Origin of the sequence: Pseudomonas sp. P179 (assembly GCF_000478485.2) — a bacterium.
Taxonomy (GTDB): Bacteria; Pseudomonadota; Gammaproteobacteria; order Pseudomonadales; family Pseudomonadaceae; genus Pseudomonas; species Pseudomonas aeruginosa.
Genome location: NZ_KI517354.1, coordinates 3,463,075 through 3,485,761, shown reverse-complemented (window position 1 = coordinate 3,485,761; position 22,687 = coordinate 3,463,075). Strand labels below are relative to the sequence as shown.

The window sequence follows — 22,687 nt, the reverse complement described above, 5'->3', positions numbered from 1 at the left end:
GGCCTCGGCTCGACGTCGCCTGCGAGCGCCGCAACCCGCCTACGGGCAGGGGGTGAACCCTTGCCGGGCATAGACGCCTTCGCCGACAGACTGTCGAGCTACCTCGGGCCGGACCAGGTCAACCTGGTCCGCCGCGCCTACTACTACGCCGAGCAGGCCCACGACGGGCAACGCCGCCGCAGCGGCGAACCGTACGTGACCCACCCGCTGGCGGTCTCCAACATCCTCGCCGACATGCACATGGACCATCAGAGCCTGATGGCCGCGATGCTGCACGACGTGATCGAGGACACCGGCATCGCCAAGGAAGCGCTCACCGCGCAGTTCGGCGAGACGGTTTCGGAACTGGTCGACGGGGTCAGCAAGCTGACCCAGATGAACTTCGAGACCAAGGCCGAGGCCCAGGCCGAGAACTTCCAGAAGATGGCCATGGCCATGGCCCGCGACATCCGCGTGATCCTGGTCAAGCTGGCCGACCGCCTGCACAACATGCGCACCCTCGAGGTGCTGTCCGGCGAAAAGCGCCGGCGCATCGCCAAGGAAACCCTGGAAATCTACGCGCCCATCGCTAACCGCCTGGGCATGCACACCATGCGCGTGGAGTTCGAGGACCTAGGTTTCAAGGCCATGCACCCGATGCGCGCCGAGCGCATCCGCCAGGCGGTGAAGAAGGCCCGCGGCAACCGCCGCGAGATCGTCGGCAAGATCCAGGAGTCGCTGGTCAACTGCCTCGCCCGCGAAGGCATGGAAGGCCAGGTGATCGGCCGCGAGAAGCACCTCTACAGCATCTACCAGAAGATGCGCGGCAAGCGTAAGGCGTTCAACGAGATCATGGACGTCTACGCCTTCCGCATCATCGTCGACAAGGTCGATACCTGCTATCGCGTGCTGGGCGCCGTGCACAGCCTGTACAAGCCGTTCCCCGGACGCTTCAAGGACTACATCGCGATTCCCAAGGCCAACGGCTACCAGTCGCTGCATACCACCCTGTTCGGCATGCACGGGGTGCCCATCGAGATCCAGATCCGTACCCGCGAGATGGAAGAGATGGCCAACCACGGGATCGCCGCGCACTGGCTGTACAAGTCCAACGACGAGACGCCCAAGGGCACCCATGCCCGCGCCCGGCAATGGGTGAAGGGCGTGCTGGAACTGCAGCAGCGCGCCGGCAACTCGCTGGAATTCATCGAGAACGTGAAGATCGACCTGTTCCCGGACGAGGTCTACGTGTTCACGCCCAAGGGCCGCATCATGGAACTGCCCAAGGGTTCCACCGCGGTCGACTTCGCCTACGCGGTGCACACCGACGTCGGCAACAGTTGCATCGCCTGCCGCATCAACCGTCGCCTGGCGCCGCTCTCCGAGCCGTTGCAGAGCGGCCAGACGGTGGAAATCGTCACCGCCCCGGGCGCCCGGCCGAACCCGGCCTGGCTGAGCTTCGTGGTCACCGGCAAGGCGCGCACCCATATCCGCCATGCGCTCAAGCTGCAACGCCGCTCCGAGTCGATCAACCTCGGCGAGCGCCTGCTGAACAAGACCCTTACCGGCTTCGACAGCCACCTCGAGAAGATTCCCCAGGAACGCATCCAGGCCGTGCTCGCCGAGTACCGCATGGAAGTCTTCGAGGACCTGCTGGAAGAGATCGGCCTGGGCAACCGCATGGCCTACGTGGTCGCCCGCCGCCTGCTGTCCAGCGAGGGCGAGGAAGCGCCAAGCGCCGAGGGTCCGCTGGCGATCCGCGGTACCGAAGGCCTGGTCCTGAGCTACGCCAAGTGCTGCACGCCGATTCCCGGCGACCCGATCGTTGGCCACCTGTCCGCCGGCAAGGGCATGGTGGTGCACCTGGAAAGCTGCAAGAACATCAGCGAAGTACGCCACAACCCGGAAAAATGCATCCAGCTCAGCTGGGCCAAGGATGTCACCGGCGAATTCAATGTCGAACTGCGCGTCGAGCTGGAGCACCAGCGTGGCCTGATCGCCCTGCTCGCCACCAGCGTCAACGCGGCCGACGGCAACATCGAGAAGATCAGCATGGACGAGCGCGACGGCCGCATCAGCGTGGTCCAGCTGGTCGTCAGCGTGCACGATCGCGTCCACCTGGCCCGCGTCATCAAGAAGCTGCGCGCCCTCAAGGGAGTGATCCGGATCACCCGCCTGCGTAGCTGACCCGCTTTTTCCTGTGTCATCCGGCGCCCCCGCGCCCACTCGATTTCAGCAAGGAGTTCCCATGACCAAGACCGTTATCCACACCGACAACGCCCCGGCCGCCATCGGCACCTACTCCCAGGCCATCAAGGCCGGCAATACCGTCTACGTGTCCGGGCAGATCCCGCTGGACCCGAAGACCATGGAACTGGTGGAAGGCTTCGAGGAGCAGACCGTCCAGGTGTTCGAGAACCTCAAGGCGGTGATCGAGGCTTCCGGCGGCTACCTGCACGACGTCGCCAAGCTGAACATCTTCCTCACCGACCTGTCGCACTTCGCCAAGGTCAACGAGATCATGGGCCGCTACTTCACCCAGCCCTACCCGGCGCGCGCCGCTATCGGCGTAGCCGCCCTGCCGAAGGGCGCACAGGTGGAAATGGACGCCATCGTCGTCCTCGAATAAGCCGGATGTTCGCGACGGGGCCCAAGGCCCCGTCGCTCTGCATGGAGTAGCACGATGCGCCGCGTGATTTTCCTCGCCGCAGCCGCCACCCTGCTGGCCGGCTGCGCCGGCACGGCCGATCCGTCCGGCACCTGGATCAACCAGGCCGCGATCGACGCCGCGAGCAAGGACGGCAAGCTGCGCGAGGCCCTGCTCGCCTATGGCCCGAACCTGGAATGGAAGCTCGACAGCAAGGCAGGCGAAGCCACCTTCAGCAACGGCTTCGAACTGGGCGAAGGGACCCTGAGCAAGAGCGATGACGAGCACTGGAAGGTTGCCTTCTATGGCGACGACAACCAGGAGAGTCTCGAACTGGACGGCAAGGAGCTGATCCAGCAGGCCAGCGCCAACGGCCCGGAACAGCGTTTCCGCCGTCTCGACCCGCAACCCGCGGCCAACAGCCCTGCCGGCAGCGGTTTCGAGCGGGCCTTGTATGGCAGCTATCTGAAGGGCAGCTGGAAGATCCGCGAAGGCCAGGGCCAGGGCGGCAAGGTCGAGTTCCAGGCCAATGGCCTGGTCAGCGGTCTGCCCGGCGCCGAACGCTACGCGCTGTGCCTGGCCGGCGATTGCGCAGCGATGAGCGGCGACAACGACAGCATCTGGCTGCAACAAGGCAACCGCGGCCGCGAATTGCTGTTCAGCCTCGACGACGACGAGCTGCAACTGTTCGAAGCGGTCAATACCGCCGGCGCCAACGAGATGCCCAGCTACGTGCCCGGCAAGCGCGTCTGGCTGCTGGAGCGCTGAGGCCTCTCAGAGGGCGGCCAGCACCAGCCAGCCGCCCAGCGCCAGCAGCAGGACGCCGCACAGCCGGTCCAGCGCACCTACCCGCCGTTGCAACCAGCCGCGCCAGCGCGGCCTGTCCAGCAGGCGCACCAGCGCCATGTCCCAGCACAGCACCGCCAGGCTCATCCACGCCAGGCACAGGGCCAGCGCCCAGCCCGGCAGGCTGAAGCGCGCCAGCACGCCGAACAGCCCCGCATAGAAGATCGGCAGCTTGGGATTCAGGCTGCTCGCCAGCAGGCCGTCGCGCAGCCCGCGCAGATAGCCGCCGCGGGACGGGACGTCGCGCTGCGCCGGCATTTCCAGTCGCCTCTGCGCAAGCAGCGCCTGGCCCGCCAGCCAGAGGAAGTACAGTCCGCCGAGCGCCTGCAGCCAGCGCAAGGCGCTGTGCGCCGAGTCCGGCACGCTGGCCAGCAGGCCGAGCACCAGCAGCATGCTCAGGAGGTTGGCCAGGGCGATGCCGGCGGCCACCCCGTCGGCCTGGCGCCGGCCGCGCAGCAGGGCGGCGCGCACCAACAGGAAGAAGTCCGGCCCCGGCGACAGCAGGGCAGCGAAATGGGTACTGGCGACAAGGACGAACGCGGCGAACATGAAGGCCCCTCGAAACGCGAAGGCCTCCAGTCTGTGCAGCGCGGCGGGCGCCGTATTGGAAAAAACTCAGGTCTTGGCGCTGCGCCGGAACTGCCCCGGAGTGACCCCGGTGAAACGCCGGAAGGTCGTGGAGAAGTGCGCCTGGTCGTAGAAGCCGAGGTGCTGGGCGAGTTCCGCCAGCGGCCGTTCTTCCAGCAACAGGCGCTTGGCCTGGCGCACCCGGCATTGCAGTTGGTAGGTATGCGGCGGTACGCCGTAGGCACGCCGGAAAGCCTCGATCAGGTGGCGCGGGTGGCGCTGCAGCAACTGCGCCAGTTGGTCCAGACCGAGCGCCTCGGTGGCATGCGCTTCCAGGTAATCGCGCAGGCGTGCGGTGGTTCCGCCGTCGCGGGGCGCCGCGGCCGCCGGGCGCAAGCCGCCGTGACGCACGAAGACCTGTTCGAGCAAGGCCAGCAGGCGGCTTTCCAACCCCAATGCGTCGCTGCGCTGGAAATCCTCGGCCAGCCACTCCAGGCCAGCCGCCACGCTGCCGTCGTCGGCCGGGTTCAGTTCGCCGAAGCCGCGCGGCAACTGTTTGCGGCCGAGCAGGCCGAGCAGGCGCGTTTCCTCGACATAGAGCATCCGGTAGACCAGCCGCTCGGATTCGGCGTGCCCGGTATGTGGCTCTTCCGGGTTCATCAGCGACAGGGTGCCGGCCGGCAGCGCATGGCGCCGCCCGCGGCACTGGTAGCCGCCGACGCCGTGGAGGATCGAGCCGATGGCGAAGGCCGAATGGCTGTGGCGGCCGAACGCCTGGCCGGAGAAGTCCGCATGGAACAGCTCCACGCCAGGCAGCCAGGGACGCGCCAACAACCGGTTGGCAGCCATCAGGCGTCCCCGAGTACCGCCGCGTAGCCCTCGCGGTAGCTGGGATAGCGCGGCACCCAGCCGAGCGCCCGGGCGCGGCGATTGCTGCAACGCTTGCTGCCGGCGCGGCGTACCGAATGTTCGTCGGCCCATTGGCTGACGCCCAGGCGCTGGCGCAGGTAGTCGACCACCTCGTGCATCGCCACGGGCGCGTCGTCGACACCGATGTAGCAGTCCTCCAGCGCCTGGCCGCCGGCATCGGCGCGCAACAGGAAGGCCAGCAGCCCGGCCGCATCGTCGGCGTGGATCCGGTTGGCATACAGGGGCGGCTCGCTGACCACCCGGTACCCCTGGCGCACCTGGTTGAGCAGCCACTCCCGCCCCGGACCGTAGATGCCGGCCAGGCGCACGCGGGTAGCCGGTATCCCGCTGTCCAGCGCGACCTGCTCGGCGTCGAGCATGATCCGTCCGGAATAGGCCTGGGAAAGCGCCGGCGACTCCTCGTCGATCCAGCCGCCATCGGTCTGCGCGTAGACCCCGGTGCTGGAGACGAACAGCAGGCGCCTGGGCCGCTGGCCGTGGGCCTGCAACCAGCCCAGCACATGGCGCAGGCCGTCGACGTAGGCGGCACGGTAGCCAGCCTCGTCGTGCTGACTGGCGGCGGCGCTGTACACCAGGTAGTCGAGCGGCTCGCTCGGCCACTGCGCGGGACACTCCGGAGCCTGCAGATCGCCAGCCACCGGCAGGATCCCCTGCGGCAAGGCGTCCACCGAGCGACGCAGGCCATGGACCCGCCAGCCATCGGCCAGCAGCGCCTCGCCGAGGCGCCCGCCGACATCGCCGCAGCCGGCGATCATCACTGTTTGCGACATGAAGCCGTCTCCTTCCTACAACAAGGCGGGCAGTGTAGGCGTCGAATCGTCTGCAATGCACGCCCGATCATGCCCCCGGAGGTTGGTTCGCGGCGGTGCAGCCGCTATGCTTGGCCGATCTTAACGGATGAGCAGCCATGACCCTCACCGAACTGCGCTACATCGTCACCCTCGCCCAGGAACAACACTTCGGCCGCGCCGCCGAGCGTTGCCACGTCAGCCAACCGACCCTCTCGGTCGGCGTGAAGAAGCTCGAGGACGAGCTGGGGGTGCTGATCTTCGAGCGCAGCAAGAGCGCCGTGCGCCTGACGCCAGTGGGCGAAGGCATCGTCGCCCAGGCGCAGAAGGTCCTCGAACAGGCCCAGGGCATCCGCGAGCTGGCCCAGGCCGGCAAGAACCAGTTGGCCGCGCCGCTGAAGGTCGGCGCCATCTACACCATCGGTCCCTACCTGTTCCCGCACCTGATTCCCCAGCTGCACCGGGTCGCGCCGCAGATGCCGCTGTACATCGAGGAGAACTTCACCCATATCCTCCGCGACAAGCTGCGTACCGGCGAACTCGACGCGATCATCATCGCCCTGCCGTTCCAGGAAGCCGACGTCCTGACCAAGCCGCTGTTCGACGAGCCCTTCTATGTGCTGATGCCGGCCGACCATCCCTGGACCGCCAAGGCCAGCATCGATTCCGAGCTGCTCAACGACAAGAGCCTGCTCCTGCTCGGCGAAGGCCACTGCTTCCGCGACCAGGTGCTGGAAGCCTGCCCGACCGTGCGCAAGGGCGACGAGAACAAGCACACCACGGTGGAGTCCTCGTCGCTGGAGACCATCCGCCACATGGTCGCCTCCGGACTGGGCGTCTCGGTGCTGCCGTTCTCCGCGGTGGACAGCCACCACTACGCGCCGGGCGTCATCGAAGTGCGCCCGTTCAGCGCGCCGGTGCCGTTCCGTACCGTTGCCATCGCCTGGCGCGCCAGCTTCCCGCGTCCACGCGCCATCGAAGTGCTGGCCGACTCGATCCGCCTGTGCTCGGTGGCCCGTCCGCAAACCCAGGAACAACCGCAAATAGCATGACCGAGCTGTCCAGGGTCCCGGTCACCGCGCTAAAGGGCGTAGGCGCCGCGCTGGCGGAGAAGCTCGCTCGGGTAGGCCTGGAAACCCTGCAGGACATCCTGTTCCACCTGCCCCTGCGCTACCAGGACCGTACCCGCGTCACCGCCATCGGCGCCCTGCGGCCAGGGGCCGACGCGGTGGTCGAGGGCGTGGTGGCCGGCGCCGACGTGGTGATGGGGCGCCGCCGCAGCCTGCTGGTGCGCCTGCAGGACGGCAGCGGCACCCTGAGCCTGCGCTTCTACCATTTCAGCCAGGCGCAGAAGGACGGTCTCAAGCGCGGCACCCACCTGCGCTGCTACGGCGAAGTCCGGCCGGGTGCCTCGGGCCTGGAGATCTACCATCCGGAATACCGCGCGCTGAACGGCGACGAGCCGATTCCGGTGGAGCAGACCCTGACGCCGATCTACCCGACTACCGAGGGCCTCACCCAGCAGCGCCTGCGCCAGTTGAGCCAACAGGCCCTGGCCATGCTCGGCCCCAGCAGCCTGCCCGACTGGCTGCCGGCGGAACTGGCCCGCGATTACCAACTTGGCCCGCTCGACCAGGCGATCCGCTACCTGCACCGGCCGCCGCCGGATGCCGACATCGAGGAACTGGCCGAAGGCCGGCACTGGGCGCAGTTGCGCCTGGCCTTCGAAGAACTGCTGACCCATCAGTTATCCCTGCAGCGCCTGCGCGAAGCCGTGCGTTCGCAGGCAGCGCCGCGCTTGCCGGCGGCCAGCCGCTTGCCGAAACGCTTCCTTGCCAACCTCGGCTTCCAGCCGACCGGCGCGCAACGTCGGGTCGGCGCGGAGATCGCCTACGACCTGGCCCAGGACGAACCGATGCTGCGCCTGGTGCAAGGCGACGTCGGCGCCGGCAAGACCGTGGTCGCCGCCCTCGCCGCCCTGCAAGCCATAGAGGCCGGTTACCAGGTGGCGCTGATGGCGCCGACCGAGATCCTCGCCGAGCAGCATTTCCTCAACTTCAGCAAGTGGCTCCAGCCGCTGGACATCGAAGTCGCCTGGCTGGCCGGCAAGCTCAAGGGCAAGGCCCGCGCGGCGGCACTGGAACGCATCGGCGACGGCGCGCCGATGGTGGTCGGCACCCACGCGCTGTTCCAGGATGAAGTGAAATTCAAGCGCCTTGCACTGGCGATCATCGACGAACAGCACCGCTTCGGCGTGCAGCAGCGCCTGGCCCTGCGCCAGAAGGGCGTGGACGGCAGGCTCTGCCCACACCAGTTGATCATGACCGCCACGCCGATCCCGCGGACCCTGGCGATGAGCGCCTATGCCGACCTCGACACCTCGATCCTAGACGAGCTGCCGCCCGGGCGTACCCCGGTGAATACCGTGCTGGTGGCCGACAGCCGCCGTATCGAGGTGATCGAGCGAGTCCGCGCGGCTTGCCGCGAAGGGCGCCAGGCCTACTGGGTGTGCACCCTGATCGAAGAGTCCGAGGAGCTTACCTGCCAGGCCGCCGAGACCACCTACGAAGAGCTTTCCTCGGCGCTGGGCGAACTGCGCGTCGGCCTGATCCACGGGCGCATGAAGCCGGCGGACAAGGCCGTGGTGATGGAAGCCTTCAAGGAAGGCATGTTGCAACTGCTGGTGGCGACCACGGTGATCGAGGTCGGCGTCGACGTGCCCAACGCCAGCCTGATGATCATCGAGAACCCCGAGCGCCTTGGCCTGGCCCAACTGCACCAGTTGCGCGGCCGGGTTGGCCGGGGCAGCGCCGCCAGCCACTGCGTGCTGCTCTACCACCCACCGCTGTCGCAGATCGGCCGCGAGCGGCTGGGCATCATGCGCGAAACCAGCGACGGCTTCGTCATCGCCGAGAAGGACCTGGAATTGCGCGGCCCCGGCGAAATGCTCGGCACCCGCCAAACCGGCCTGCTGCAATTCAAGGTCGCCGACCTGATGCGCGACGCAGACCTGCTGCCGGCGGTCCGCGATGCCGCCCAATCCCTCCTGGCGCACTGGCCGCAGCATGTCAGCCCGCTGCTCGAACGGTGGTTGCGCCACGGCCAGCAATACGGTCAAGTGTGATCTATTTCGCTCTCGCTGACCGGCGTAGGTCTCAGTCTTGAAGCAGCTCTGGTTATACTGAGGGAAAATCCAGCTCGCATGGTCTCGTCATGACAGAAGCCGCCCTGGCCTCCGCCGATGCTCCGCACGCCCCCCAGGTCATCCTCCAGCTGCTCGCCAAGCTAGGCATCGCCTGCCGCGAGGTCAGCGACAGCGCGGAGCTGCCTGCCGCCCGCCGAGTCCAGGCGGTGCTGCTGGACGACGCCGTCGGCACCCTGCTGGTGCTGTTCCCGCAGAGCCAGTTGCTGGACCTCGCCCGGCTCACCGAACTGACCGGCCGCAAGCTGCTGGCGATCAAGCCCGAGCGCCTGGAACGAATGCTCGGCAAGCACGAGTTGCACCGCCTGCCGGCGTTGCCGCCCCTGACCAGTTCGCCCTGCCTGTACGACGAGCGCCTGTTGCAGGAACCGCGCCTGCTGATCGAGTCCGGCCAGCCCGGCATCCTCCTGGAGATCGCCAGCAACGACTTCCGCGGCCTGCTGGGCAAGACCAGCGCCGCGCGCTTCGGCGAACCGCTGGAAAACATCAACCTGAACCTTGACCGCCCGGACGACGACCGCGCGGAAATCAGCCAGGCCGTGCAGGCCTTCACCGCCCGGCGCATCCAGCAGCGCCTGGAGCAGACCATCGAGATTCCACCGCTGCCGCAGACGGCGCAGAAGATCATCAAGCTGCGGGTCGACCCCAACGCCAGCGTCGACGACATCACCGGTCTGGTGGAAACCGATCCGGCGCTCGCCGCCCAGGTGGTCAGTTGGGCGGCCTCGCCCTACTACGCCGCTCCGGGCAAGATCCGCTCGGTGGAAGACGCGATCGTCCGCGTCCTCGGTTTCGACCTGGTGATCAACCTGGCCCTCGGCCTCGCCCTGGGCAAGAGCCTGAGCCTGCCCAAGGACCAGCCACAGCAGGCCACGCCCTACTGGCAGCAAGCGATCTACACCGCAGCGGTGATCGAGGGCCTGACCCGCGCCATGCCGCGCGAGCTGCGCCCGGAGTCCGGCCTGAGCTACCTGGGCGGCCTGCTGCACAATTTCGGCTACCTGGTCCTGGCGCATGTCTTCCCGCCGCATTTCTCGCTGATCTGCCGGCACCTGGAGGTCAACCCGCACCTCGGCCATGCCTATATCGAACAGCACCTGCTGGGGATCACCCGCGAGCAGATCGGCGCCTGGCTGATGCGCGTCTGGGACATGCCTGACGACCTCTATTGCGCCCTGCGCTTCCAGCAGGACCCCAGCTACACCGGGCCGAACGCGGTCTACGCCAACCTGATCTGCCTGACCAACCGGTTGCTGCGCAACAGCGGCATCGGCGATGGCCCGCAGCAAGCGATTCCGGCGGCATTGTACGAGCGCCTGGGGATCACCCCGGAGAAGGCCGGGGACGCCGTGAAAAAGGTGCTGGAAGCGGAAGCGGCCCTGCGCGAACTGGCGGCCCAGTTCAATCGCTTGCCGGGGTGACCGGGTAGTCCGCTGCGAAACGCACTACCGAAAGGCTGCGGCCGCAGCCCGGATGAGATCGAAAGCCGCCCTCAGGCGGCTTTCTTCTCCGGAGCCTTCTTCTTCGGCTTGAGGTACTTCACCAGACCCTGGAACCAGATCACCAGCGCCGGATTGCCCTGTATCTGGATGTCCTTGTTCTGGATGCCCTGCATGAAGGCCAACTGCGGGTTCTTCGAAGTCATCGCGGCGAAACCGTAGGCTCCGTCCTTGAACCCCAGGGAAAAAGCCGGTTGCGGATGGGTACCGCGCTTGCTGCTGACGCGCAGGTCCCTGACCAGGTAGTGGCGCGCCACCTTGCCGTCGAGGGTATGCAACTGGAACACCAGGTCCTTGCCCTCGAGCTGCTTCTGGAAAGCGGGATTGTCGCGGCTGGCCTTGGCCATCAGGCGACCAAGCATCCACAGGAGAAGACGAAATTTCATGCACGCGCCTCGATATCCGGGGAGATGAGCGGCGCATTGTAGCTGTTCGCGAGGAGGACTACAGCTGTCCTTTCGATGAGCGCGGAAGCGTCTTCGACGAAGCCCGGAGCCGCTCTGACTCCGGGCTCTCGGCGGTCAGTTGACCGCGTCGCGCAGGGCCTTGCCCGGCTTGAAGGCGACGGTGTTGCTGGCCTTGATCTTCACCGGCTGGCCGGTCTGCGGGTTCTTCCCCGTGCGGGCTCCGCGATGGCGTTGCAGGAAGGTGCCGAAACCGACCAGGGTCACGCTGTCCTTGCGGTTCAGCGCGCCGGTGATTTCATCCAACAGGGCGTTGAGAACGCGATTGGCCTGTTCCTTGGTGAGATCGGCCTTTTCGGCGATAGCGGCGGCTAGTTCTGGTTTACGCATAGTTGCCTCTTTGACGGTTTGTTGTTTTTGTGTCCGTGCTGTCTTCCCAGCAGCGCTCAAAGGCACCGCAGTCCACCGGAACCATAGGCTCTAGACTGCGGTAGACGCGATGGAGGATGGCATGCTCCCGAGGACTGCGCCAGTATCGTCCGACAATTTTGCCGCAAGTCTCGACGGCATAACGGCCGGAACCAATGGCATTCAAGCCATGAGGCCGGGTAACTCTTTGTTCAGGGCCAATTTTTCGTTCACCGCCGCTCCGGTCAGGGCATAACCGATCACTCGACCAGCGGTATCCCGGCACAGGACCTTGAGGTCCGTTCCAGAGCCTTCCACTAGCCATTGGCCATCCATTCCGCGGGGCGGCGGCGACACCACCAGCGGGCAGGCCGGGGTCTTCACCGTCACCGGCATGGGACCGTAGGCCACCTGGCTGGGGTTGCCGGCGAGGGTCTGCGCCAGCGCGCGTGCGCAGGCCATCAGCGGCATCACATAGAGCAGGTTGAGGCCGTCCACTTCGGCGCAGTCGCCCAGCGCGTAGATGTTGGCGTGGGAGGTGCGCAGCGAGCGGTCGACGACGATCCCGCGGTTGACCGCCAGCCCGGCGGCGAAGGCCAATTCGGTGCGCGGACGCAGGCCGACGGCGGAGACCACCAGGTCGCAGGGAATCACCTCGCCATCCGAAAGATGCGCTTCCAGCCCCTCGCCGGCCTTCTTCAGGCTGGCCAGCACCGGCCCCAGGTGGAAGCGCACGCCGAGGCCTTCCAGGCCTGCCTGCACGGCCTTCGCCGCGGCCGGGTGGAGCAGGCCCGGCATCACCTGCTCGCAAGGCGCCACCACGTCGAGCTGGTAGCCGCCGCTGGAGAGGTCGTTGGCGAATTCGCAACCGATCAGCCCCGCACCGAGCAGCAGTACCCGGTGCTTGCCGGCAGCCGCCTGGCGGAAGCGCGCGTAGTCTTCCAGGTCGTTGATCGGGTAGAGCGCTTCCTGGGCATCGCCCTCGACCGGCACCCGGATCGGCTCCGCGCCCCAGGCCAGGACCAGGTCGCGATAACGCACCTCTTCCTCGCCGATCCAGATCCGCTGATGGCCGGGATCGATACCGGTGACCCGGGTATGGGTCAGGATGCGTGCGTTCAGTTGCTCGGCCATGGCGCCCGGTTCGGCCATGGCCAGGCCGTCGGCGTCCTTGTTCTTCGAGAAGCCGGTGGAGAGCATCGGCTTGGAATAGGAACGGCCGTCGTCGGCGGTGATCATCAGCAGCGGCGTCTCGCTGTCCAGCTTGCGCCACTCGCGGGCCAGGTTGTAGCCCGCCAGACCGGTTCCGATGATTACCAGGGGCGCACGCTCGCTCATTTCCGTTCCTCTGTGATTGCCGGCGCCGGGCGCCGCTTCTGTGGATTTCGCTCAGGCGATCTCGATCATCTCGAAATCGATCTTGCCGACACCGCAATCCGGGCAGACCCAGTCCGCCGGGATGTCTTCCCAACGGGTTCCCGCCGGAATGCCTTCTTCGGGCAGGCCCAGGGCTTCGTCGTAGATGAAGCCGCAGACCACGCATTGCCACTTGCGCATAGCCACCCTCCTCGTTCGTCGAACCTAGCTCAGCGTCGGTGGCCGGCCAACGGCAAGGCTGCCGGGCGTTCCCGGCAGGACAGTCAATGACCGGACCCAAGTCCCAAGGATAACTCCTGGACGGCCGCTGGCCAGGCATGAAAAAAGGCGGCCAGGGCCGCCTTCTTCGCCGGCGAGCGGGGCTCAGCCGATTTCGATCATCTCGAAGTCCAGCTTGCCGACGCCGCAGTCGGGGCACAGCCAGTCTTCAGGCACGTCTTCCCAGCGCGTTCCCGCCTCGATGCCTTCTTCCGGCCAGCCTTTGGCCTCGTCATAGATCAGTCCACACACCACGCATTGCCACTTCTTCATTGTTTACCTCGGGCGGGTTACCACGGTTCAGCGCCGGCAACCTATAACAAATCCACCCTGTCCGCCAACCTGCCCGAAAGGCAAGGTGGTGCCGAACGGGCCAACCAAAGATGGGTGGTGCCCACCGGTCGCCTCACAACCCCTCGGCTCCGATCCGCGCCACCCGGGCGTCCTCTTCGGCGCGTACGCCGGAAACCCCGACCGCGCCGACCACCTGTCCGTCCACCAGGATCGGCACACCGCCCTCCAGGGTGGCCTGCAGCAGCGGCACCGAGAGGAAGGCGCTGCGTCCGCCGTTGATCATGTCCTCGTAGCGCTTCGTTTCCCGGCGTCCCAGGGCGGCGCTGCGGGCCTTTTCCGTCGCGATGTAGGCACCGATCGGCGCGCAGCCGTCGAGGCGCTCCAGCGCCAGCGGGTGGCCGCCGTCGTCGACCACCGCGATGCTCACCGCCCAGCCTTGGCGCTGTGCCTCCTCGCGGGCCGCGCCAAGGACGCGGGCGACCTCCTCGCGGCCGAGTACCGGCTTGCTGTGCATGGTTTCACTCTCCTCCGGGCAAGGCCTGGTCGAGCAGCTCGATCCAGTGGCGTACCGGGGTCCGTCCGGCCCCGTCGAGATGGGCCTGGCAACCGACGTTGGCCGTGGCGATGACATCCGGCGCGCCGCTTTCCAGGGCGTCCAGGCGGTTGTCGCGCAGACGCCAGGACAGCGCCGGCTGGGTCAGCGAGTAGGTGCCGGCGGACCCGCAGCAGAGATGACCGTCGGCCACCTCGGTGAGATGGAAGCCCAGTCGCCGCAGCACCGCCTCCACGGCCCCGCCCAGTCGTTGCGCGTGCTGCAGTGTGCATGGGCAGTGGAACGCCAGGCGCTGGTCGCAGCGCAGGCCGAGGGACTCCAGCGGCTCGTCGCGAAGCACTTCCACCAGGTCGCGGGCAGCGGCGGCGACCTCGCGCGCCTTGTCCGCGTACCGTGGGTCGTCGCGCAGCAGGTAGGCGTAGTCCTTGACGAAGGCGCCGCAGCCGCTGGCGGTCTGCACGATGGCCTCGGCACCCTCGCGCAGCAACGGCCACCAGGCGTCGATATTGCGCCGCGCGCGCTGGCGGCCGCGCTCCTGCGCATCCAGGTGGAAATCCAGCGCGCCGCAGCAGCCGGCCGCGGCCGCCGGCGTCACGCTGATTCCCAGGCGGTCCAGAACCCGCGCGGCGGCGGCGTTGGTGTTCGGCGACAGCGCCGGCTGCACGCAACCCTCGAGCAGCAGCACGCGCCGCGCATGCCGGGGCTGCGGCCGCCTGCCCGGCGCCGCGACCCGACGTGGCAGCTTGCCCTGCATCGCCTCAGGCAGCAGAGGCCTCAGCCGCCCGGCAGCGCCGGCCAGCGCGCCGAACAACCCCGGGCGCGGGGCCAGCAGGCGCAGCCCGTCGCGCAGCAGGCGTTGCCGGAAGCCGCGCGGCAGGCGTTCGGCGAGTAGGTCGCGGCCGATATCCAGCAGCTTGTGGTACTCGACTCCGGACGGGCAGGTGGTTTCGCAGTTGCGGCAGCTCAGGCAGCGATCGAGGTGCAGGCGGGTGCGCTCGCTGGCCTCGTCGCGCTCGAGGAACTGCTTGATCAGGTAGATCCGTCCGCGCGGGCCGTCGAGTTCGTCGCCCAGCTCCTGGTAGGTCGGGCAGGTGGCGTTGCAGAAACCGCAGTGCACGCAGCTGCGCAGGATGCGCTCGGCTTCGGCGGCCTCGGCGCGTTGCCGGGCGGAATCGCAGAGGTTGGTTTGCATCGCGCCTCCTCAGAGTTCGGCGTACATCCGCCCGGGATTGAAGATGCCCTGCGGGTCGAGCTGGCGTTTGAGTGCCCGGTGCAGGCCGAGCAGTCCAGGCGGTAGCGGCTGGAACGGCGCATCGAGATGGCCGGCGCGGTAGCAGGTGGCGTGACCGCCATGGGCGGCGGCCCACGCACGGATGTCCGCGGCCGGCGCGTCGCTTTTCAGCCAGCGCAGCGCCCCGCCCCAGTCCAGCAACTGACGACCGGGCAACGGCGTCTCCGGCGCCAGCGCCGGCAGCGACAGGCGCCAGAGCGGTCGCGGGTCGTCGAAGAACGGCAGGCGCTGCTCGCGCAGGTCGGCCCAGAAGCCGTCCTCGAGCGCTTCGCCACCGAGGCGGTCGCGCGCCGAGCGTACCGAGCCCTCGCCGCCCTCCAGGCGCAGGCGCAGGGCTTCGCCGTCGTGGCAGGCCGCACTGATCGGCAATGGCTGGCCTCCCCACTCGGCCAGCTTGCGCAACGCCGTCGCCACCGGCAGGTCCAGGCTCAGGCCGGCCTGGCAGCGCGGCATGGGTAGCACCTTGAAGGACACTTCGGTGACCACCCCGAGGCAACCGAAGCTGCCCGCCAGCAACCGCGACAGGTCGTAGCCGGCGACGTTCTTCATCACCTCGCCGCCGAAGCGCAGGTGGGTGCCCAGGCCACTGATCAGCCGCGTCCCGAGGACGCAATCGCGTACCGCTCCCGCCCAGGGCCGGCGCGGTCCGGACAGGCCGCTGGCGAGCACCCCGCCGACCGTCGCCCGGCCGCCGAAACCCGGCGCCTCGCAGGCAAGCATCTGCCCGCCGCGCGCCAGCACGGCCTGTAGCTCGTCCAGCGGCGTACCGGCACGGGCGGTGATCACCAGTTCGCAGGGATCGTAGGCGACGATCCCACGGTGTTCGGCGAGCGCCAGCGGTTCGCCCGCAACCGGCCTGCCGAGGAACGCCTTGCTATCGCCACCGACGATGCGCAGCGGCGCGCGCCGCGCCAGGGCGTCGCGGACCCGCTCGAGCAGCGCGCCGGCATGGTCGGCGCCAGCGTCCGGATCGAAATACGGCTGGCTCATCAGAAACGCTCCAGTTCGGGGAACGGCAGTCGACCGTGGCGGACGTGCATGGCGCCGAACTCGGCGCAGCGATGCAGGGTGGGCACGTTCTTGCCGGGATTGAGCAGCCCGGCCGGGTCGAACGCCGCCTTCACGGCGTGGAACAGGGTCAGCTCGTCGGCATTGAACTGAGCGCACATCTGGTTGATCTTCTCGCGGCCGACGCCATGTTCGCCGGTGATGCTGCCGCCTACCGCCACGCACAACTCGAGGATCCTGCCGCCCAGCGCTTCGGCGCGCTCCAGCTCGCCCGCCAGGTTGGCGTCGAAGAGGATCAGCGGGTGCATGTTGCCGTCGCCGGCGTGGAATACGTTGGCCACCCGCAGGCCGTATTCGCGCGAAAGCTCGGCGATGCCATGCAGCACCCGCGGCAGCTCGCGGCGCGGGATGCTGCCGTCCATGCAGTAGTAATCGGGGGAAATCCGCCCGACCGCCGGAAACGCATTCTTGCGCCCGGCCCAGAAGCGCTGGCGCTCGGCCTCGTCTTGGGCCTGTCGCACCGAGGTGGAGCCAGCCGCCTCGAACAGCTCGCGGACCCGCTCGCAATCCTCGTGCACGTCGGCTTCCACGCCATCCAGTTCGCAGAGCAGGATCGCCGCCGCGTCGACCGGGTAACCGGCGTGGATGAAATCCTCGGCGGCGCGGATCGACAGGTTGTCCATCATTTCCAGCCCGGCCGGGACGATGCCGGCACCGATCAGGTCGGCCACCGCCCGCCCGGCGCTTTCCACATCGTCGAAGCTGGCCAGCAGGACCTTCGCCACCGGCGGGCGCGGCAACAGCCTGACGGTGACCTCCACCACCACGCCGAGCAGCCCTTCGGAGCCGGTGAACAGCGCCAGCAGGTCGAAGCCGGCGCTGTCCAGGGCGCTGGACCCCAGGCTCAGGCGCTCGCCTTCCAGGGTCACGATGTCCACCTGCAACAGGTTGTGCACGGTCAGGCCGTACTTCAGGCAATGCACGCCGCCGGCGTTCTCCGCGACGTTGCCGCCGATGGAGCAGGCGATCTGCGAGGACGGGTCCGGTGCGTAGTACAGACCATGAGGGGCAGCGGCCTGGGAGATCGCCAGGTTGCGCACGCCAGGCTGGACCCGGGCGAAACGACCCAGCGGATCGATCTCGAGGATCCGCCGGAAACGCGCCATCACCAGCAGCACGCCGTTCTCCAGCGGCAGCGCGCCGCCGGACAGGCCGGTGCCGGCACCGCGCGCCACGACCGGCACCTTCAGCCGATGGCAGAGGGCGAGCAGGCCCTGAACCTGTTCGATGCGTTCCGGCAATGCCACCAGCAACGGCGTGCAGCGATACGCCGAGAGTCCGTCGCACTCGTAGGGACGCAGGTCTTCCGCGGCGTGCAGCAGTTCGAGGTCGGGCAGGCGGAGGCGCAACTCGGCCAGCAGGCCATCCTTGTCCACCTGCGGCAGCGGACCGTCCAGACGCTCGTCGTAGAGGATGTTCATGGCGGCTGTCCTTGTTGTGGTTGTCGGCGGGATCAGCAAGCGTCCCCAGCCTGTACCGCGCGGACGCCGGGGTCCAGCAGGCGTCTAACTGGTCCTACCAGTATCACCAGGAGCCATGGGCATGAGGCGCATGCTAGAAAGTCCCTGAGCTTCTATAGTGAGTAACGACAGCCAACTGGTCCTACCAGTGCAACGGGAGCTTCCATGCAGAAACAGCGGGTGGCCGACCAGGTCGCAGAGCGTATCGAGCGGCTGATCGTCGACGGCGTGCTCAAGGTCGGCCAGGCTCTGCCGTCCGAGCGGCGCCTGGTGGCCAAGCTCGGCTGCTCGCGCTCGGCCCTGCGCGAGGGCCTGCGGGCGCTGCGCGGGCGCGGCATCATCGACACCGAGCATGGCCGTGGGTCGTTCGTCGCCGACCTCGACCGCAACGCCGACGCCAGCCCGCTGATGCACCTGTTCGGCTCCCAGCCGCGCACCCTCTACGACCTGCTCGAAGTCCGCGCCCTGCTGGAGGGCGAGGCGGCCCGCCTGGCAGCGCTACGCGGCACCGAGGCAGACTTCGTCCTGCTCGCCCGACGCTACGAAGAGATGCTCGCCAGCCACGAGGAAACCCAGCCGATCGATCCCCGCGAGCACGCCCGCCGCGACCACGCGTTCCACCGGGCGATCAGCGAGGCATCGCACAATCCGGTGCTGGTGCATACCCTGCAATCGCTCAACGAACTGCTGCTGAGCACGGTGTTCGCCTCAGTGAACAACCTCTATCACCGGCCGCCGCAGAAACGCCAGATCGACCGCCAGCACGCGCGCCTCTACGCGGCCCTCCGCGAGCGCCAGCCGGACCAGGCGCAACGGGCGGCGCGCGAACATATCCACAGCATCCGCGACAACCTGCGGGAGATCGAGCAGGAAGAACAGCGCCTGGTCCGCGCCACCCTGCGCCTGAACGGCTGGGGGTGACGCGCCACCGCGTCGCAGACCGGCCGCCGGCCGAACGTGCTACCCTCGCCGCCTTCTGCCGCCGTCTCGTAGTCCCGTCATGCCCAGCAATGCGCTCTGGCTTCGCGCCGACCAACTGTCAAGCGTCTCCCCCGCCGTCCTCGACTGGCTGTTCGACGAGGGGTCGCTGACCCGGCGCCTGACCGCCCTGGCCGACGGCGCGTTCCGCGTCGAACCCCTGCTGGAAGGCTGGCAGACCCTGCGCGACGACGAATGCCAGGGGCTCGACGTCCCTACCGGCAGTAGCGGCTGGGTCCGCGAGGTCTACCTGCATGGCCACGACCGTCCCTGGGTGTTCGCCCGCAGCGCCCTGGAAGGCTCGGGCTTCGACCTGGCGCTGCTCGGCACCCGCTCGCTGGGCGAGTTGCTGTTCAGCGACAGCGCCTTCGAGCGCGGGCCCATCGAAGTCTGCCGCTATCCGGCGGCCGGTCTGCCCGCCGAGGTCCGCGCCGAGGGTCTCTGGGGCCGTCGCTCACGGTTTTCCCGCGGCGCGCTCGGGGTGCTGGTGGCGGAGGTGTACCTACCGCGCCTGTGGGACCAGGCGGGAATCGCCGACGTATAATCCCCCGGTCGACTCCGGAGGTCCCCATGTTCGTCACCCTGATCAAGCCGCTGGCCCGCCTGCACCCCCGCGCCTGGGACTTCGTCCAACTGGTGCGGCTGGACCGGCCGATCGGCATCTACCTGCTGCTCTGGCCGACCCTCTGGTCGCTGTGGATCGCCGCGGACGGCGTGCCGGAACTGAAGAACCTGCTGATCTTCGTCCTCGGCGTCATCCTGATGCGCGCCGCCGGCTGCGTGATCAACGATTTCGCCGACCGCAATTTCGACGGCCATGTCGCACGCACCAAGGCGCGCCCGCTGGCCACCGGCAAGATCAGCGTGCGCGAGGCCTGGATCACCTTCGCCGTCCTGGTCGCGCTGAGCTTCGGCCTGGTCCTGCTGACCAATGCAACGACCGTCTGGCTGTCGTTCGGCGCGGTAGCCGTGGCCTCGCTCTACCCCTTCATGAAGCGCTACACCTACTATCCGCAGGTGGTGCTGGGCGCCGCCTATTCCTGGGGCATCCTGATGGCCTTCACCGCCGAGCGCGGCGAATTGCCGGCCAGCGCCTGGCTGCTGTTCCTGGCCAACGTGCTGTGGACGGTCGCCTATGACTCCTACTACGCGATGACCGACCGCGAGGACGACCTGAAGATCGGCATCAAGTCCACCGCAATCCTCTTCGGCGATGCCGACCGCCTGATCATCGGCAGCCTGCAGGGCCTGACCCTGCTCCTGCTAGTGCTGGCCGGCAACCGCTTCGAACTGGGCCTGTGCTTCTACCTCGGCCTGGCGGTGGCGGCGGCCTGCTTCGTCTGGGAAGCCTGGTCGACCCGCGACCGCGACCCGCAGGCCTGCTTCCGCGCCTTCCTGCACAACCACTGGGCTGGCCTGGCGATCTTCCTCGGCACGGTCGCCGACTACGCGCTGCGTTGAGCGGCGCGCAGGCCGGCGACCATCTAGTCCATGTCCGGCTGGGCGACGTGCCAGGCGCCCATCTTGCCGTCACCGTTCTTGTCGCCAGGCTTCTTGTCCTGGATGAAGGTATAAAGGGGCTTGCCGTAGTAGGCCCACTGCTGGGTGCCGTCCTCGCGAGCGACCAGGCTCCAGTCGCCGCTGGCCTGCGCTCCCTGGGCCGCTGCCAGCGGCGGCCAGTTCTTCGCGCACTGCCCGGAACAGGCGGATTGCCCTTCGCTGTCCTTGTCGTAGGTATAGAGCGTCATGCCCTTGCCATCGACCAGCACGCCGTCCTTCTCGGTGGCCGGCGCCACCGTTTCCTGGGCCAGCGCGGCGAACGCCGGCAGGGCCAGCGCCAGACCCAGCGCCAGGTGGATTCTGTTCATCGCGTCTCTCTCCTGTGTCTTCAGGTGGAGCGTTCGCCGCCCGCAGGGACGGCACCGGAACCTGTTGAGCATAGCCCCGCCGCGGGCAGTCGGCGGAAACTACGCCGTTGTGTCACATACCTGACACAATTTCGTTATCTAATGCGGCGCAAGACAGATCGACCCGAGGCAAGACCATGGTTGGCAAGACAATCCTCATCGTTGATGACGAAGCACCGATTCGCGAGATGATCGCCGTGGCCCTGGAGATGGCCGGCTACGAGTGCCTGGAGGCGGAAAATACCCAGCAGGCGCACGCGGTGATCGTCGACCGCAAGCCGGACCTGATCCTGCTCGACTGGATGCTCCCCGGCACTTCCGGCATCGAACTGGCGCGACGCCTGAAGCGTGACGAACTGACCGTCGACATCCCGATCATCATGCTCACCGCCAAGGGCGAGGAGGACAACAAGATCCAGGGCCTGGAGGTCGGTGCCGACGACTACATCACCAAGCCGTTCTCGCCCCGCGAGCTGGTCGCCCGCCTGAAGGCCGTGCTGCGCCGCACCGGGCCTGGCGACAGCGAGGCGCCGATCGAGGTCGGCGGCCTGCTGCTGGACCCGATCAGCCACCGCGTGACCATCGACGGCAAGCCGGCCGAGATGGGCCCCACCGAGTACCGCCTGCTGCAGTTCTTCATGACTCACCAGGAACGCGCCTATACCCGCGGCCAACTGCTGGACCAGGTCTGGGGCGGCAACGTCTATGTCGAGGAGCGCACCGTCGACGTGCATATCCGCCGCCTGCGCAAGGCGCTCGGCGAGGTCTACGAAAATCTGGTTCAGACTGTCCGCGGGACCGGCTATCGTTTCTCCACCAAGAGCTGACCCCGCTCCCGGCCGCCCGGCGGCCGGAGTCGTTTCCCCTGGACGGTCCGTGACGGACCGCCACTGGACAGGATGCAATCCGTCGTGAACCAAGACTGGCGTGGAGCGCTGATCCGCCACCTGCTTCTCGTGCTGGCCGCCAGCCTCGTGCTCGGCGTGGTCAGCGGCCATTACGGCTGGGCCCTGGCCCTCGGCCTGGCTCTCTACCTCGGCTGGACCCTCTGGCAGCTACTGCGCCTGCACCAGTGGCTGCGCAACCACCAGCCAGACGAGCCACCGCCGGACAGCTACGGCCTCTGGGGCGAAGTCTTCGACAATATCTACCACCTGCAACGCCGCAACCAGCGCGCCCGTGGCCGCCTGCAGGCGGTGATCGACCGGATCCAGGAGTCCACCGCGGCCCTGCGTGACGCGGTGATCATGCTCGACAGCGACGGCAACCTGGAATGGTGGAACCTCGCCGCGGAAAACCTGCTCGGCCTGAAGACCCCGCAGGACGGTGGCCAGCCGGTGAGCAACCTGATCCGCCATCCGCGCTTCAAGGAATACTTCGACCAGGAGGATTACCGCGAGCCGCTGGAAATCCCCTCGCCGATCAACGAGCGCCTGCGCCTGCAATTCCACATCACCCTCTACGGCAACCGCGAGCACCTGATGCTGGTCCGCGACGTCACCCGCGTCCACCAGCTGGAGCAGATGCGCAAGGATTTCGTGGCCAACGTCTCCCACGAGCTGCGCACGCCGCTGACGGTGATCGCCGGCTACCTGGAGACCCTCCTCGACAACGTCGAGGATGTGAACCCGCGCTGGCTGCGCGCCCTGCAGCAGATGCAGCAGCAGGCCGGACGCATGCAGAACCTGCTCAACGACCTGCTCCTGCTGGCCAAGCTGGAGGCCACCGACTACCCCGGCGACAACAAGCCGGTGGCGGTGGACGCTCTCCTCGCCAGCATCCGTAACGACGCCCAGGCCCTGTCCGCCGGGCGCAACCACCGCATCAGCCTGGACGCCGCACCCGCTGTGCAGCTCAAGGGCAGCGAGGCGGAACTGCGCAGCGCCTTCTCCAACCTGGTATTCAACGCGGTGAAGTACACCCCCGACGAAGGCGAGATCCGCATCCGCTGGTGGGCCGACGAACAGGGCGCGCACCTGTCGGTGCAGGACACCGGTATCGGCGTCGATCCCAAGCACCTGCCGCGCCTGACCGAGCGCTTCTACCGGGTGGACTCCAGCCGCGCCTCCAACACCGGCGGCACCGGCCTCGGCCTGGCCATCGTCAAGCACGTGCTGATCCGCCACCGCGCGCGCCTGGAAATCAGCAGCGTGCCCGGCAAGGGCAGCACCTTCACCTGCCATTTCGCCCCGGCGCAGGTCGCCGAGGCCGAGCGCAAGGCGCCGAAGTGA

At 67.9% G+C, this 22,687-nt stretch carries 24 protein-coding genes; 11 read left to right on the top strand and 13 right to left on the bottom strand.

The genetic code is table 11. The annotated features are described in order from the left end of the window. Positions 1 to 60 precede the first annotated feature (60 nt). The 3 genes from spoT (at position 61) to HMPREF1224_RS28595 (ending at position 3,394) form a co-directional block, all read left to right on the top strand. Positions 61 to 2,166, top strand: a complete 2,106-nt coding sequence (spoT, locus tag HMPREF1224_RS28605) for a bifunctional GTP diphosphokinase/guanosine-3',5'-bis pyrophosphate 3'-pyrophosphohydrolase (protein ID WP_003096603.1) — start codon at positions 61 to 63, stop codon at positions 2,164 to 2,166. A gap of 61 nt (positions 2,167 to 2,227) precedes the next feature. Next, positions 2,228 to 2,608 (top strand): RidA family protein, encoded by a 381-nt coding sequence (locus tag HMPREF1224_RS28600; RefSeq protein WP_003096609.1) that lies wholly within the window; start codon positions 2,228 to 2,230, stop codon positions 2,606 to 2,608. Between the two features lie 54 nt (positions 2,609 to 2,662). Continuing rightward, positions 2,663 to 3,394 (top strand): hypothetical protein, encoded by a 732-nt coding sequence (locus tag HMPREF1224_RS28595; RefSeq protein WP_003096611.1) that lies wholly within the window; start codon positions 2,663 to 2,665, stop codon positions 3,392 to 3,394. 6 nt (positions 3,395 to 3,400) lie between these two features. Here the strand turns inward: HMPREF1224_RS28595 and HMPREF1224_RS28590 are convergent, their stop codons facing one another. The 3 genes from HMPREF1224_RS28590 to HMPREF1224_RS28580 all read right to left on the bottom strand — a co-directional run bounded on the left by HMPREF1224_RS28590 (position 3,401) and on the right by HMPREF1224_RS28580 (position 5,739). Next, positions 3,401 to 4,021 (bottom strand): LysE family translocator, encoded by a 621-nt coding sequence (locus HMPREF1224_RS28590; protein WP_003096613.1) that lies wholly within the window; start codon positions 4,019 to 4,021, stop codon positions 3,401 to 3,403. 66 nt (positions 4,022 to 4,087) lie between these two features. After that, a complete protein-coding gene (locus HMPREF1224_RS28585) occupies positions 4,088 to 4,888 on the bottom strand; it encodes an AraC family transcriptional regulator (protein ID WP_003098321.1) in 801 nt (266 codons plus the stop codon). Next, positions 4,888 to 5,739, bottom strand: a complete 852-nt coding sequence (locus HMPREF1224_RS28580; protein ID WP_003096618.1) for an SDR family oxidoreductase — start codon at positions 5,737 to 5,739, stop codon at positions 4,888 to 4,890. Before HMPREF1224_RS28580 ends, HMPREF1224_RS28585 begins: the two co-directional genes overlap by 1 nt. Positions 5,740 to 5,876: 137 nt before the next feature. On the opposite strand from HMPREF1224_RS28580, the gene oxyR reads away from it, so the two are divergent. The 3 genes from oxyR to HMPREF1224_RS28565 all read left to right on the top strand — a co-directional run bounded on the left by oxyR (position 5,877) and on the right by HMPREF1224_RS28565 (position 10,380). Further along, positions 5,877 to 6,809: an oxidative stress transcriptional regulator OxyR gene (gene oxyR, locus HMPREF1224_RS28575; protein WP_003096622.1), complete on the top strand. Its 933-nt coding sequence runs from the start codon at positions 5,877 to 5,879 to the stop codon at positions 6,807 to 6,809. Further along, on the top strand, positions 6,806 to 8,881 hold the full coding sequence (gene recG / locus HMPREF1224_RS28570; protein ID WP_003096624.1) for an ATP-dependent DNA helicase RecG: 2,076 nt from the start codon (positions 6,806 to 6,808) through the stop codon (positions 8,879 to 8,881). Before oxyR ends, recG begins: the two co-directional genes overlap by 4 nt. Before the next feature lie 89 nt (positions 8,882 to 8,970). After that, complete coding sequence (locus HMPREF1224_RS28565; protein WP_010793639.1) at positions 8,971 to 10,380, top strand: HDOD domain-containing protein; 1,410 nt, start codon at positions 8,971 to 8,973, stop codon at positions 10,378 to 10,380. A 71-nt stretch (positions 10,381 to 10,451) separates the two neighbouring features. On the opposite strand, the gene HMPREF1224_RS28560 is transcribed toward HMPREF1224_RS28565, so the two are convergent. The 9 genes from HMPREF1224_RS28560 to glcD form a co-directional block, all read right to left on the bottom strand. Then, entirely contained in the window at positions 10,452 to 10,844 is a 393-nt protein-coding gene (locus HMPREF1224_RS28560) for a hypothetical protein (protein WP_003096629.1), read from the bottom strand. A 135-nt stretch (positions 10,845 to 10,979) separates the two neighbouring features. Further along, positions 10,980 to 11,252, bottom strand: a complete 273-nt coding sequence (locus HMPREF1224_RS28555; RefSeq protein WP_003096630.1) for an HU family DNA-binding protein — start codon at positions 11,250 to 11,252, stop codon at positions 10,980 to 10,982. A 201-nt stretch (positions 11,253 to 11,453) separates the two neighbouring features. Next, positions 11,454 to 12,608, bottom strand: a complete 1,155-nt coding sequence (alkT, locus tag HMPREF1224_RS28550; RefSeq protein ID WP_009877267.1) for a rubredoxin-NAD(+) reductase AlkT — start codon at positions 12,606 to 12,608, stop codon at positions 11,454 to 11,456. A 51-nt stretch (positions 12,609 to 12,659) separates the two neighbouring features. After that, complete coding sequence (locus tag HMPREF1224_RS28545; RefSeq protein WP_003098329.1) at positions 12,660 to 12,827, bottom strand: rubredoxin; 168 nt, start codon at positions 12,825 to 12,827, stop codon at positions 12,660 to 12,662. 183 nt (positions 12,828 to 13,010) lie between these two features. Continuing rightward, on the bottom strand, positions 13,011 to 13,178 hold the full coding sequence (locus HMPREF1224_RS28540) for a rubredoxin (protein ID WP_003098330.1): 168 nt from the start codon (positions 13,176 to 13,178) through the stop codon (positions 13,011 to 13,013). A 133-nt stretch (positions 13,179 to 13,311) separates the two neighbouring features. Then, complete coding sequence (locus HMPREF1224_RS28535) at positions 13,312 to 13,713, bottom strand: heme-binding protein (RefSeq protein WP_003098332.1); 402 nt, start codon at positions 13,711 to 13,713, stop codon at positions 13,312 to 13,314. Positions 13,714 to 13,717: 4 nt separating this feature from the next. Continuing rightward, complete coding sequence (gene glcF, locus HMPREF1224_RS28530; RefSeq protein WP_003123729.1) at positions 13,718 to 14,944, bottom strand: glycolate oxidase subunit GlcF; 1,227 nt, start codon at positions 14,942 to 14,944, stop codon at positions 13,718 to 13,720. A gap of 9 nt (positions 14,945 to 14,953) precedes the next feature. After that, positions 14,954 to 16,033, bottom strand: coding sequence for a glycolate oxidase subunit GlcE (gene glcE / locus HMPREF1224_RS28525; RefSeq protein ID WP_009877268.1), 1,080 nt, complete (start codon positions 16,031 to 16,033; stop codon positions 14,954 to 14,956). After that, a complete protein-coding gene (gene glcD, locus HMPREF1224_RS28520) occupies positions 16,033 to 17,532 on the bottom strand; it encodes a glycolate oxidase subunit GlcD (protein ID WP_009877269.1) in 1,500 nt (499 codons plus the stop codon). Before glcD ends, glcE begins: the two co-directional genes overlap by 1 nt. A 204-nt stretch (positions 17,533 to 17,736) precedes the next feature. Here glcD and glcC point away from each other — a divergent pair, with 204 nt between their 5' ends. The 3 genes from glcC to ubiA all read left to right on the top strand — a co-directional run bounded on the left by glcC (position 17,737) and on the right by ubiA (position 20,010). Next, the gene (gene glcC / locus HMPREF1224_RS28515; RefSeq protein ID WP_003096643.1) at positions 17,737 to 18,492 is read left to right on the top strand and encodes a transcriptional regulator GlcC; all 756 of its coding nucleotides are present in this window, start codon (positions 17,737 to 17,739) and stop codon (positions 18,490 to 18,492) included. A 79-nt stretch (positions 18,493 to 18,571) separates the two neighbouring features. After that, positions 18,572 to 19,093 carry a chorismate lyase gene (locus HMPREF1224_RS28510; RefSeq protein WP_010793638.1) on the top strand — a complete coding sequence of 174 codons (522 nt, stop codon included), beginning with the start codon at positions 18,572 to 18,574 and terminating at the stop codon, positions 19,091 to 19,093. A gap of 26 nt (positions 19,094 to 19,119) precedes the next feature. Beyond that, on the top strand, positions 19,120 to 20,010 hold the full coding sequence (gene ubiA / locus HMPREF1224_RS28505; RefSeq protein ID WP_003104612.1) for a 4-hydroxybenzoate octaprenyltransferase: 891 nt from the start codon (positions 19,120 to 19,122) through the stop codon (positions 20,008 to 20,010). Between the two features lie 23 nt (positions 20,011 to 20,033). On the opposite strand, the gene HMPREF1224_RS28500 is transcribed toward ubiA, so the two are convergent. Further along, a complete protein-coding gene (locus HMPREF1224_RS28500) occupies positions 20,034 to 20,417 on the bottom strand; it encodes a COG4315 family predicted lipoprotein (RefSeq protein WP_003096652.1) in 384 nt (127 codons plus the stop codon). A 176-nt stretch (positions 20,418 to 20,593) separates the two neighbouring features. Between HMPREF1224_RS28500 and phoB the strand changes: the two genes are divergently transcribed. Together phoB and phoR are read left to right on the top strand one after the other, a co-directional pair. Continuing rightward, positions 20,594 to 21,283 (top strand): phosphate regulon transcriptional regulator PhoB, encoded by a 690-nt coding sequence (gene phoB, locus HMPREF1224_RS28495; protein ID WP_003096653.1) that lies wholly within the window; start codon positions 20,594 to 20,596, stop codon positions 21,281 to 21,283. Positions 21,284 to 21,355: 72 nt separating this feature from the next. After that, positions 21,356 to 22,687, top strand: coding sequence for a phosphate regulon sensor histidine kinase PhoR (gene phoR, locus HMPREF1224_RS28490; RefSeq protein ID WP_003121316.1), 1,332 nt, complete (start codon positions 21,356 to 21,358; stop codon positions 22,685 to 22,687).